Below are 11,284 nucleotides of genomic sequence, written 5' to 3' on the forward strand. Positions count from 1 at the left end.
GATAGAAATATAGGCATAAATTACATAAGAACTATGTCTTTAAAATCTCTTATTAGAAATGACATAGCCATTGTTAAGTTACTTGAGAGAAGAGGAATAATTACTGTAAAAGGTAGAGAATTTGAAATAGCTACAAATGAACAACAGGCAATAGAAGCTATGAGGCTATTTCATTCAGTTCAGGCTACTTATCAAGCGGGTGTAGGTGATGGTAACTTTGGATCGGCTGAAGAAATTTTCAAAAATGAGTTGATTGATCCAGTTTTAGCAAATGCTGCTGGAGTTGGGCCTATGGAAGTTAACGGTTTAAAATGTGTGGGTGATGGTAGTCCTAAAAATGGCTATAAGTTCTTGGTTTTTAAGAAAGATGCAGATCAAGCAAATCTAGCTGATTTTGTTGTGATTGCAATACCAATAATAGCTCAAGGCAATGATAGAACAGGTAATCATAGTTTTTATGTAGATGCTACAGGCGTAATTAGAATGTCTAATAGTAACGAAACACCATCAGAAAATAGCCATCCTATTGTAAATGAATAAATACAGTGTTTACAATATTTTAGCTAGCTTTAGCAAGGCTTTCTAAAGGTTTAATTGGTTTAACTTTTTTAGCTTTTTTATTTAGGTTTTCTCCTCCTTTGCCTTAAGTATTGCTTCATCAACTAAACGTAGTTTATGGAGCAGTTGCGCACGCATTTTGGCTGTCATCGGATTTATATAAGGCCAGTTATCAGCACAAGGCTCCAACTACTAACAAAACTCGAATTTTTTGCGTTCTTTTACTAGTTTAGCTAAGGAATTTTGTTCTAAAACAAAATCGTTTTCTAAGGTTTTTATTAGAATAGGAGTATTTTGCTTTTTCATAACTCTACCTCCTTTCCTACTTACTCTTTACGCAACTGCCATTCCTAATATAGCGAAGTGTTGAGAAATGAAAATATAGTATCAATACTGAATCTCTTAATCTTTAGCCGAACTTTGTTTGGTTTAGACCTCAACCTGCTTTAGTAAGAGGAGATTCAGTATATATTTTCGTGTAACTTTTGTTAAATAGTTATTTTTGTAGTAATTGGTCATCATTTTAGGTTCAACACCTCAAATAAAACGCGATTCCTTTTTTCTGAGTCAACTAATAACTTTTCGTAGGAAATAATTTCAATGTATGAGTGATGCTTGGAGTGAAAATTAAAATAACCTCTTTTATCTGGAGTTGAAGTAAAATCGTACTCGTCTTCTGCGTATGCCCTTAGTTGGGGAACTAAATCGCAAATAATGTAAGCATAGAATTGAGTTGTATCGCCAACAGTTATTGGTCTGCCTGTTTTGGTGATAGCTTGCCCTTGCTTTATTTTGGCAATATAATTATTAATTTGACTTATAGGGTTGTCTTTGCGCTGTAGTCCCGTCTTCCGAGGCGTTTAAGTTCAATAATAACAATTGAGCCTATGTCTGTTGACGATTCTGTATAAACCATTGGATTGTCAAAACAAATTAAAAGGTCAGGTTTTTCCTTATTATTACTTTCTAATACTGTTTTATCTGAGGCTAAGTATTTGTGGTAAGTTAATCTTTCGTCAATTATCCATAGATTTTGCTGCTCATAGCTTACATCATCAGAGGTATAGTTACGCGGAAAGATAATATTATGAATGGTTGACTCAAGCTCATAAGAACCTCCTTGACCTATTTCCAAAGCTTGCTTAAAAATATCAAGTATTAACTTCCTATGAATAAATAGTCTCTACCAAATTTGATTGTCCTATATCATTTATACCAGTCATAAAACGTTTTAACCGTTCCTTATATTCTGGTAATTCTGTTAAGTCTGCTGGCTTTTTAAGCAATAAAGATTGTCCTTGCTGCTTGATCTCAATTGTTATGTCTCTAGCCATTCGATAGAGTTCAATGTCTAACTTATCAGGATCAGTTGTATAAGAAATCTGTTTTAACTTATCTTCATATTTTACTAAATGACGAAATTGTGGAGAGATATCTTCAATATGGGTTTTTATTTTACTAAGCTTTTCCTTGTTAGCCGCCTCTAAAAATGGTGTCAATTCAGTTTTTATTTTATCTATGGTTTGAGTTTTAATTTGTTTATACGAAATCTCTCCTGTCATTTCTAAAAGTGAGTCGTCATCAAAATTATCAACAAGCTCAAATTCTGTTCTATCAGCATTAACCCTGTCATCCAAATAACTTACCAGAAACATAATAAAGCCAAATGAACGAACCATTATCATCATCAATCTTCTTTTTCAGTTCAGGAATATATGTACTAAGCTTTTCTGTTTTAACCTCACGATGGTGAGCGCAGAAGGTTATTAAATGGTTTTGTTCTTCACTTGAGTATAATTGCAGACTAATAATATCAAAGCGATTACCATCAATATCAAAGTTGGTTATAGTTGAACCATACTGAATTTGCTCTCTAAATATATCGTTTAAAAAATATTGCTCAGTTCCATCAACCAGATTTATTTTGGGGCATTTTGGTGATAAAAAATATACTAAACAGTGTTCAATGATTTTCATTGCAATAGTTGAAGCCCTTTTAGGACATTTGTCCATATATTTTCTTTTAAAACTGATTAACTCAACTATTGTCTTTCTGCTTTTTCCCTTTGCTGATTTTCGGTTTGGGTTTGTAACACCAGTACTAGTTAAGATAAAGTCAAAATCTCGCTCAACGTATTCATCTTTCTCTTTGAAAACACTATTTATGAACCCTATCAAAAGCTTTCAACCAAGAAAATCTCCCTATTCCTTTTGCCCCTCTTGACTCTTTCCATGTAGTATCAGATGTTTGAAAGGACTTGTAGTTATTTTCATCAAACCCAATACCATTATCTTCAATTATAAAACCTACTATTGAGGCTGGTTCATCATTTTCTATTAATTTTCTTGTTCATCCCGTTTTATGTGGATGTTGATTTTACCTTTAGACTTAGTTTCATCGCTAAGATCTTCAATAGAATGGATCGAGTTTACAACTGCCTCAAACAATGGCATCAAGGGTTTAGATAAAAAATCCGGGAGAATTTCTTACTCGTCCTACTATATCAATATCCATCTTAGTGGGATGTCCTTTTAGTATTTGACTACTCATTTGACTACCATATATATCAAAAATTTTAGGTTTTGTATGCTTATCTATGAGATTTTTCTTGTGAGTGAAATATAATCGAATGATCAAAAAAAAACAATAGTCATTTCGATTGCGTGAAGTGTAGAGATAATTTTAATAGTTATTCTAACCTGAGTTCAGCGAAGATGTATAATAAAAACAAAGAAATAGTTATTAGAAAATAATGTTATTTAGAAAGTTTATCGAATATCAATAAATGGTTGTGTTTCAGTAAAGTTGGTAATACAGTTGCAGCCCTTTGTTAAATTGATTTACAAACCAAGAGCCAACTTTTTTATAACACAACCAATTAAATTAAGTATTTAGCTATTGGAGTAAAACAAGTGTCAGCAATCTCTAGTAAAAATAATTATTCAAAAAAAGTTGAGCGAGTTTTATTGATTATTTTGCTACTAAATATAGTAGTAGTAATTATAAAAGGCGTTACAAGTTGGTTAACTTCTTCATTAACTGTTCTTACAGATACTATTCATTCTTCAATGGATGCAGCAAATAATATAGTAGGAATATTAATTATTCGTTATGCTTCAGCACCACCTGATAAAGAACATCCTTACGGGCATGATAAATTTGAGACTTTAGGAGCTTTCTCAATTGCTGCTTTTCTTTCTGTGACTTGTTTTGAAATTTCTAGCCGAGCTATACAACAAATTGTGTCAGGACAAACACCTGTTACTAATATTGGAAAAAGCACTTATTTAATGATGCTTTTAACAATTGTTATTAATATTTTTGTAGCTAAATATGAAGCAAATCAAGGAAAGCAACTTAATAGTCATTTGTTAATAGCTGATGCTGGGCATACAATGTCAGATGTCTATGTTACATTGTCAGTAATACTAAGTTTACTTTTTAGTTGGTTTGGATATGGTCAAATAGATGCGGTTTTGCGCTTGCTATTGCAGGGTTTATTGCTTATCAAAGTTATCAAATTTTTCGTCAAACCATTCCTGTTTTAGTTGATGCTGCTAGTCTTGATTCAAGCGAAATAGAAAAACTTGCTCTTACTGTGTCAGGGGTAAAATACTGTAATAACATTCGCTCTCGTGGTAAACCTGGGGCATTATTTGTGGAAATGGTTATAATTGTTATGCCAGAAAGTTTAGAAAGCTCATGAAGTAACAGAACAAATAGAAAGAAAACTCAAAGACCAATTTGGCCGCGTAGCAATAACGATACATTTTGAGCCTAGCAAGTAATTACGATAAATAAAATGACTTAAGCAAGCTGCTCTTCAAGAATATCAAGTTTTGGCAATTCTGACATAAACCAGTTATTTTAAAGGAAACCTCTTCTACCTTAAATCCTAAAGGTAGCGAAAATTGCTAGTTGATGGAATTGTTAAATCCATTAAATCTGTTACTTGGTGGCAATTGCGGCAAAATAAATGGTCATGTCGGCTTAACATACCATCATAACGAACATAATCTTCACCAAAAGAAACTTGTTTAATTAAACCATGATCAGATAAGTACTTAAGTGAGTTATAAACTGTAGCAAAGCTAAGACGTGGAGATTTTGTATTGCACGATCAAAGACTTGTCGCGCTGTAGGGTGATCCATACTAGCTTTTACTACATCAAAAACTGTTTTGCGATGCGAAGTAAGTTGGTATTTCATAAATTTGATATTAGAATAGTTCTAAAATTTAAGTCAAGAGACATTTTGCAAGATTGCAAAATAATTAATTTCAATAGGTTAAAATAAAAATTAATCTTTAAAGCATTGATACTAAGCAATAAAGCCACTAGAGAATAAATTTAATTTTCTAGTGGCTTTGTTACTCTAAATATTTTTAGTAAATATTACTTAATTGACACACCTTTAGTTCTAGCATCTCGTTGTAATTCTTGTAGTGCTGCACCTGATTTTTGCAAATCTTCTTGTGCTTTTTGCATTTCTCTTTGTGCTTCTTCAAGAATTCTTTTTGTTTCTGGATCTGTGTAATAAGGGTTTCCTACTCTGTTGCCATTATTTGAACGACCTTGTAAAGCACGTTGTTGGGCTTCATTAATTCGGCTTTGATAAAGCTGAATTTTGCTTTCCGCCATACGTTTTTTCTGATAAGTCGCTATAGGTTTTAGTGTAATAAGTTGGATTAGGTTTATCTTTAGCAGCTAATTCTTTTTCTTTATCTTTTTCTTCTGTTGTTTTAGCATCAGAACGTTGTCCAGATGTAAAATCATCATTAGTTAAAGTTTTAGATCCTTGGGCAAAAACAGGAAGACTGAGACTTAAAATTAAACCGAGCGTTAAAATAATCCAACGATGACTTACCTCCTAGAATAAAAACCCATAAATTGAATTTTCGTGTAAACTCGATACTACTAAATTAAACCAAATTTTGCAAGTCTTGAAGTTAGTTGATTTTAAGTGCACTAAGATTGCCTACAATACTATTTAATTTACTAGTAAAACTAGCTAAGCTATAAACTAAATTCTTTACTTCTCTATTCAAAAGAGAAAAAATAGCTATATTCTCCAAGTTTTAACTTACACAAAAGCAGGGTGTTTTATGAAAATTTTATTAATGAAGCTAAAATTGCTTAAAAATTGCTTTAGAGGCGGGAAAGCTTTTACTAGAGTATTATTCTAGGGATCCAACAGTTAACCAAAAACCAGGGATGAGCCTGTTACTATTGCCTCTGATCAAGCTATAAGTGAGTTTATTCTTAAAGAATTAGCTAAGGAGTTTCCACAGGATTTATTAGTCTCAGAAGAATCACCCAGATAGTGTAAGAGCGTCTTAAGTCAGAACGATTTTGGCTAATTGACCCATTAGATGGGACAAAAGAATTTTTTAGCACAACGGGGAATTTTCTGTAATGATTGGACTGGTAGTAAAAAAACAAGCTGTTGCTGGCCGTCTATCAACCTACAGAAAACCGCTTTTGAGTGGGGAACACGCCAAGAATCTTACTTAAATCACTCTGGGCAAGAAAAATCTTAAAGGTTTCAGATATAAATAATTTTGCAGAAAATGCGAACAGTTGTTAGCCGTTCTCATAGAGGCGGTAAACTAGCAGATATGCTTAAAACACTTTGGAATTACACAAGAAATTATTTCAGGTAGCGGAGAATCAAGCTGGGTTTAATTTCTAGTGCTTTGATGCGGGCTTATGTTTAGCCCATCGCTGCTATAAACTTTGGGATTTATGCGCACCAGACGCTATTTAAGCAGTGCTGGCGGTAAAGTAACAGATTTTACTGGCTCGCCAATAGATTACACAGCCAAGGAAGTAAATATTTATAATGGAATTTTAGCTAGCAATAACACAAGACACTCAGAAATAGCTGAAGATTTGGTCAAACTAGTTTCTTTGCCATTTAAGTTTGAGAAAAAACACTAGCGTTTTGTTAGCTTTACTAATAATGGGAAAAGAAATTTTCAAAAACGGACACTTCAAAAAACTAACTAATTTATCTAATTAGTTAGAAAAATGCTAAAGCTAGTAATTACAATAAATTAAACAAAATAAATATGTTTTGGCATAGTAACTGCTAATTATGTTAAATATAGTTACTTTAAAATCTAAGAAGGAAGATTTATGTCACACACTAGGCGTAATTTCTTAAGAAATTCTGTTCTTGCTGGAGGTGCTGCTATTGTTGGAGCAAAATCATCTCTAGGACAAGAAGCTAGCCAACAAATAAAACTGTTAGTCCAAGTCAACCTACAAAAACAGAATCTCAAGTAAGAGGACAAAAACCAATGTAAAGTCGTTAAAATTTTAATTCTTGGTGGAACAGGCTTACAGGGGCCCTTATCAAGTTCAATATGCTTTAGATCGTGGGCATAAAGTTACTTTATTTAATCGTGGTAAAACGAGACCTGATCTATTTCAAGTTGAACATCTCCAAGGGGATCGCAATACAGGAGACTTAAAATCACTTCAAGGGCGAGAATGGGATGTAGTAATTGATAATCCTACAACAAAGCCTTCTTGGGTGAGAGATGTTGTTGCTGTGTTAAAAAATTCTACTAAGCAGTATGTATTTATCTCTACTATTTCTGTTTATGCTGATGCTAGTAAAGTGGGGATGGATGAAACTGCTGAGCTTGCTACTACAAAAGATCCTGAACCAGAAAAAAATGTTCTGCCAAACTATGGCCCGCTAAAAGCAATGTCTGAAGCTGAGGCCGAAAAATGGTTTCCGGGTCGGACTACCATCATTCGCCCAGGTTTAATAGTTGGCCCAGGCGACTATTCAGACAGATTTTCTTATTGGCCCCTAAGAATTGATAGAGGTGGAGAAATTCTTGCTCCAGGCGATCCTACTGATCCAGTCCAAATTGTTGATGCTCGTGATTTGGGCGAATGGTGCATTAGAATGGTTGAGGATGGAAATGTAGGTATTTATAACGCTGTTGGGCCTAAAACAAAGCTTTCTATAGCTGAAATGCTTTATGGTATTAAGGCAGTAACCACAGCAGATGTTAAATTTACTTGGGTTGATGCCAATTTTTAGAACAACATAAAGTTCAACCTTGGTCGGATATGCCTGTTTGGGTCTCCAATTGGTGAATATAAAGGCTTTGCACAAGTAAATATTTCTAAAGCTATAAACAAGGGTCTAACTTTTCGTCCTCTAGCTGTTACTGCTAAAGATACGCTAGATTGGTTTAAGGCATTGCCAGCAGATAGAAAAGCTAAACTCCGTTCAGGAATAGACCCAAAACGAGAAACCGAGGTATTACTAGCCTGGAATACTCGAAATGATAAAAAGTAGCCTTCTCCTAACCTAAAACATCACATTTAGTAGCTTTGATGGCTATACATATTACTTAAGTCAACATTACTTGATTAATTATATGTATAGCCACTTTTCTTGTTAAAAACTAATCAATCACAAATACAAAACTTATGGAACAGAAATAGCTGAAATATCAGCCATAGATAAAATAGACAAACCAAGTGCTTTTACTAGTATTTTACAAAAAATAGTTAATGTCACCCAAGAAGAAATTAAACCCTTACTGCTTGCTTGTGGATATTTTTTCTTTCTTCTAAGTAGTTATTTTATTTTAAGGCCAATTCGAGATGAAATTGGCGCGGCTAATGGTATTGGAAATTTAACTTGGTTATTTACAGGAACATTAGTAGCTACATTAGTAGCTAGTCCTATTTTTTCAAGCTTAGTAACCAAGTTTCCTGTAAAGAAATTTATTACTTATACTTATCTGTTTTTTACAACTAATATAGTTATTTTTTATTTGCTTTTTAGTGTTTTACCAGAAAAAAAGCTTTTGGGTTGGATGTGTTTTCTTTGTTTGGATTAGTGTTTTTAATCTCTTTGTAGTGTCTATTTTTTGGGCATTTATGGCAGATATTTTTAGTTTTTCTCAAGGCAAAAGGCTTTTTGGCTTTATTGCTGGTGGTGGAACGCTTGGATCATTATTTGGATCATTATTAACAGCTTTTTTAGCTACAAGAATTAATACTGTAAATTTATTTTTAATTTCATTATTGCTTTTATTATTAGGCTTATTTTGTGTTCAAATTTTCCCTACAAATTTTCAAAAAACTTCTGACTTAGAAGAAGATTCTAGCAAATCAGAGGATGATCCAAAATTTACTAAACAACCAATAGGGGGCAATGTTTTAGCAGGAATTAGCCACACAGCTAAATCCACTTATTTGTTAGGCATTTGCTGCTATATTTTGCTTTTTACCATTGGGTCAACATTTCTTTATTTTCAACAAACACATATTGTTGCAACAGAATTTCAATCACGAGGAGATAGACAAGCTTTTTAGCTAAACTTGACTTGCTAGTAAATTCTCTAACAGTTTTAGCTCAATTTTTTTTTACAGGCCGATTTATTCAGCGTTTTGGCATTGGTTTAGCTCTAATTTTAGTGCCGACTTTAAGCGTTTTAGGTTTTACAGGTTTGGCTCTTATGCCAATGGTTCCAATTTTTGCAGGCTTTCAAGTAATGCGACGTAGTAGCAATTATGCAATTTCTGGGACTGTTAGAGAGGTGCTTTTTACCGTTGTGCAGCGTGAAGATAAGTACAAGGCAAAAAATTTTATAGACACTTTTATTTATCGAACAGGTGATCAAGTAGGTGCTTGGTCAAACGCACTACTAGCTTGGGTAGGACTAGGTTTAACAGGTATTGCTTGGGTGGGTGTTCCAATTTCTATCTTATGGCTAATGCTAGGTTTATGGCTAGGCTGGAAACAATCACAGCTAGCAAAAAACCTAGCAAAAAGTAATATTTAGTACAGAGTAAACTAAGTTTTCTGAGGCTTTATCTCTTAAAACCCCAACGGGGCGACATATTTGTAGTCTAGAATTTTAACCCTATGTATGATTGTATTTAGTAGCTATTATTCATTACCATAGCTAATTTCCATTTTACGAACCTTTAGACAAGCAACAATTAATACAAAAGTAGTTAAAAGCAGCATACTAGGGATTGCAATCCAAGGTGATGCAGGTTCAGCAATAATTGCATAAGGGCCAACAGATAATTTTATTGGCGTTAGTGATTGCAAATAAAAAATAATAGATAATTTTTTTAGTATTGGTGGAAGTAAAAAATTAATCATTTCCCAACCATATAAAAATACTGCTGGAATAATTGGATTACGGAAAAATAGCCCAAAAAGCAAAAATATTGCTCCATAACCAATACAGCCTAAAACAGTAATTCCAAGGTAAGCTAGAGCTTGGCTAAGTCCTGGGCCTTCAAAAAAATATTGCATTCCTGATTTATAGCCTAGATGAGTGTAGATAAAAAATAAGGAAATTGCTGTAACTGCGCTAAATAATGCACTAGAAATTACTACAGCAGAAAAATATTTTGCTACTACTAAAAGTTCTCGTCGGACAGGAGTTAAAAAATAGTAGTGAAGGCTTTTGTCCATAACTTCAGAACGAAAAAGATTAATAAATAGCCAACTACAACCAAAAAATAGAACGACTCTTAAACTAAGTGCTTCAAAGACTTGGGCAAATATTTGATTAAAAAATATTTGATTGCCCATATTTTTTTTATTAAAAGGGACAAAAAGAAAAGTGCTAAAAAGCAGTACAGGAAATAAAGCCAAAAAATAGAAGAAAATAGCCCTACGGTTAAAAATATTCTTTTTTAACTCGCTACGAAAAATTGCCCAAATTTGACGACCCCATAGACCCCAGGACGGCGTTTCTTTCTCAACTTCACTAGCATAAACTTCTACTTTAGAACTCATTTTTCTTAGCTCCCTTCAGACCCTATTAAATATTGGTAGACAGCATTTAAGTCATCGTCTACAGGGTGAATAGATTCTATCTTTAGTTGTTCTTCCAAAACTATTTTATTGAAGACCAAGTAAAACTCTTCAGGATGAATAGTTTTAATAAATAGTCCTTGTCGGTCTTTGTGAAGTCGTGCTTCAACTATATGGTCTTGCTGGAAAACCTTTGCTGCTAGTATTGATGGACGATCACAGCGGATTAAAATTTGTAGTGGGTGTTCCTGCATTTCGCTACGTACCCCGCGAGTGTCTCCATCAGCAACAATATAGCCATTATTAATTAATACAACTCTATCCGACATCATATCAACTTCATGCAAAATATGGCTAGAAACAATCAAATACATTCCTTGGGCAGATAGATCACGAAATAGCGCGATAACTTCAGCGCGTGCCATTGGATCAAGTCCATTAAGCGGCTCGTCTAAGACTAAAACTTCTGGATTATGAGCAATTGCTTGAGCAAGTCTAATACGTTGACGCATACCTTTGCTATAGCTGTCTACTTTGCGACTAGCTGCATCCACTAGATTTACTCTAGTTAAAGCTTTGTTAGTTAGATCCGTTGCTTCTTGACGGGTGTAACCGCTAATTTCCAGAAAAGATTGAATAAAGTTGCGACCAGTAATTGCGCGAGGAAAAGAGTCAAATTGCGCACAATAGCCAAGTTTGCGGAATAATTTTTCTGGTCGGTTTGGGCTAATACCTAACACACTAATGCTACCTTGTGTTGGTTGAAGTAGTCCAGACATTAAATTCATCAAGGTAGTTTTGCCTGAACCATTAGGGCCAACTAAACTAGTAATTCCACGAGAAATTGAAAGATTAATTTTATTAACGCCTAAAATCTCACCATAAAACTTGGAGACATCTTCAAAAATAATCATA

At 33.7% G+C, this 11,284-nt stretch carries 13 protein-coding genes and 3 pseudogenes; 9 read left to right on the plus strand and 7 right to left on the minus strand.

Annotated elements, in window-relative coordinates:
* Positions 1-33 precede the first annotated feature (33 nt).
* Positions 34-540 (plus strand): hypothetical protein, encoded by a 507-nt coding sequence (locus IPK14_19390; protein ID MBK7995461.1) that lies wholly within the window; start codon positions 34-36, stop codon positions 538-540.
* Between the two features lie 835 nt (positions 541-1,375).
* On the opposite strand, the gene IPK14_19395 is transcribed toward IPK14_19390, so the two are convergent.
* From IPK14_19395 to IPK14_19405, 3 genes are read right to left on the minus strand one after another with little or no spacing between them, the layout of a single operon-like run.
* Positions 1,376-1,693: a hypothetical protein gene (locus IPK14_19395; GenBank protein ID MBK7995462.1), complete on the minus strand. Its 318-nt coding sequence runs from the start codon at positions 1,691-1,693 to the stop codon at positions 1,376-1,378.
* 31 nt (positions 1,694-1,724) lie between these two features.
* The gene (locus tag IPK14_19400; GenBank protein MBK7995463.1) at positions 1,725-2,195 is read right to left on the minus strand and encodes a hypothetical protein; all 471 of its coding nucleotides are present in this window, start codon (positions 2,193-2,195) and stop codon (positions 1,725-1,727) included.
* On the minus strand, positions 2,188-2,736 hold the full coding sequence (locus IPK14_19405) for a hypothetical protein (GenBank protein ID MBK7995464.1): 549 nt from the start codon (positions 2,734-2,736) through the stop codon (positions 2,188-2,190). Before IPK14_19405 ends, IPK14_19400 begins: the two co-directional genes overlap by 8 nt.
* 735 nt (positions 2,737-3,471) lie before the next feature.
* Between IPK14_19405 and IPK14_19410 the strand changes: the two genes are divergently transcribed.
* A complete protein-coding gene (locus IPK14_19410) occupies positions 3,472-4,107 on the plus strand; it encodes a cation diffusion facilitator family transporter (GenBank protein ID MBK7995465.1) in 636 nt (211 codons plus the stop codon).
* A 171-nt stretch (positions 4,108-4,278) separates the two neighbouring features.
* Positions 4,279-4,347, plus strand: coding sequence for a hypothetical protein (locus IPK14_19415; GenBank protein ID MBK7995466.1), 69 nt, complete (start codon positions 4,279-4,281; stop codon positions 4,345-4,347).
* Positions 4,348-4,454: 107 nt separating this feature from the next.
* On the opposite strand, the pseudogene IPK14_19420 reads toward IPK14_19415, so the two are convergent.
* Both IPK14_19420 and IPK14_19425 read right to left on the minus strand, forming a co-directional pair.
* Positions 4,455-4,670, minus strand: a pseudogene (locus tag IPK14_19420) (transcriptional repressor).
* A gap of 283 nt (positions 4,671-4,953) precedes the next feature.
* Positions 4,954-5,199: a hypothetical protein gene (locus IPK14_19425; protein ID MBK7995467.1), complete on the minus strand. Its 246-nt coding sequence runs from the start codon at positions 5,197-5,199 to the stop codon at positions 4,954-4,956.
* Between the two features lie 718 nt (positions 5,200-5,917).
* Here IPK14_19425 and IPK14_19430 point away from each other — a divergent pair.
* From IPK14_19430 to IPK14_19455, 6 genes and pseudogenes are all read left to right on the plus strand, one after another.
* Positions 5,918-6,072, plus strand: a pseudogene (locus IPK14_19430) (hypothetical protein).
* Between the two features lie 231 nt (positions 6,073-6,303).
* A complete protein-coding gene (locus tag IPK14_19435; protein ID MBK7995468.1) occupies positions 6,304-6,498 on the plus strand; it encodes a hypothetical protein in 195 nt (64 codons plus the stop codon).
* A 198-nt stretch (positions 6,499-6,696) separates the two neighbouring features.
* Positions 6,697-6,846 (plus strand): twin-arginine translocation signal domain-containing protein, encoded by a 150-nt coding sequence (locus IPK14_19440; GenBank protein ID MBK7995469.1) that lies wholly within the window; start codon positions 6,697-6,699, stop codon positions 6,844-6,846.
* 30 nt (positions 6,847-6,876) lie between these two features.
* Positions 6,877-7,879, plus strand: a pseudogene (locus IPK14_19445) (epimerase).
* A gap of 494 nt (positions 7,880-8,373) precedes the next feature.
* Positions 8,374-8,907 carry an MFS transporter gene (locus IPK14_19450; protein ID MBK7995470.1) on the plus strand — a complete coding sequence of 178 codons (534 nt, stop codon included), beginning with the start codon at positions 8,374-8,376 and terminating at the stop codon, positions 8,905-8,907.
* Between the two features lie 11 nt (positions 8,908-8,918).
* Positions 8,919-9,377 (plus strand): hypothetical protein, encoded by a 459-nt coding sequence (locus tag IPK14_19455; GenBank protein ID MBK7995471.1) that lies wholly within the window; start codon positions 8,919-8,921, stop codon positions 9,375-9,377.
* A 107-nt stretch (positions 9,378-9,484) separates the two neighbouring features.
* Here IPK14_19455 and IPK14_19460 read toward each other — a convergent pair whose 3' ends face one another.
* Together IPK14_19460 and IPK14_19465 are read right to left on the minus strand one after the other, a co-directional pair.
* Entirely contained in the window at positions 9,485-10,351 is an 867-nt protein-coding gene (locus IPK14_19460) for a hypothetical protein (GenBank protein MBK7995472.1), read from the minus strand.
* Between the two features lie 5 nt (positions 10,352-10,356).
* On the minus strand, positions 10,357-11,283 hold the full coding sequence (locus IPK14_19465; GenBank protein ID MBK7995473.1) for an ABC transporter ATP-binding protein: 927 nt from the start codon (positions 11,281-11,283) through the stop codon (positions 10,357-10,359).
* Position 11,284: the final 1 nt, after the last annotated feature.

Source organism: Blastocatellia bacterium (assembly GCA_016713405.1).
Taxonomy (GTDB): Bacteria; Acidobacteriota; Blastocatellia; order Chloracidobacteriales; family JADJPF01; genus JADJPF01.

What these genes read in the sequence shown, in the direction of transcription:
- IPK14_19390 (MBK7995461.1), top strand. Translation starts at nt 34, where the DNA reads ATGTCTTTAAAATCTCTTATTAGAAATGACATAGCCATTGTTAAGTTA.
- IPK14_19425 (MBK7995467.1), bottom strand. Translation starts at nt 5,199, where the DNA reads ATGGCGGAAAGCAAAATTCAGCTTTATCAAAGCCGAATTAATGAAGCC.
- IPK14_19435 (MBK7995468.1), top strand. Translation starts at nt 6,304, where the DNA reads ATGCGCACCAGACGCTATTTAAGCAGTGCTGGCGGTAAAGTAACAGAT.
- IPK14_19440 (MBK7995469.1), top strand. Translation starts at nt 6,697, where the DNA reads ATGTCACACACTAGGCGTAATTTCTTAAGAAATTCTGTTCTTGCTGGA.
- IPK14_19460 (MBK7995472.1), bottom strand. Translation starts at nt 10,351, where the DNA reads ATGAGTTCTAAAGTAGAAGTTTATGCTAGTGAAGTTGAGAAAGAAACG.
- IPK14_19465 (MBK7995473.1), bottom strand. Translation starts at nt 11,283, where the DNA reads ATGATTATTTTTGAAGATGTCTCCAAGTTTTATGGTGAGATTTTAGGC.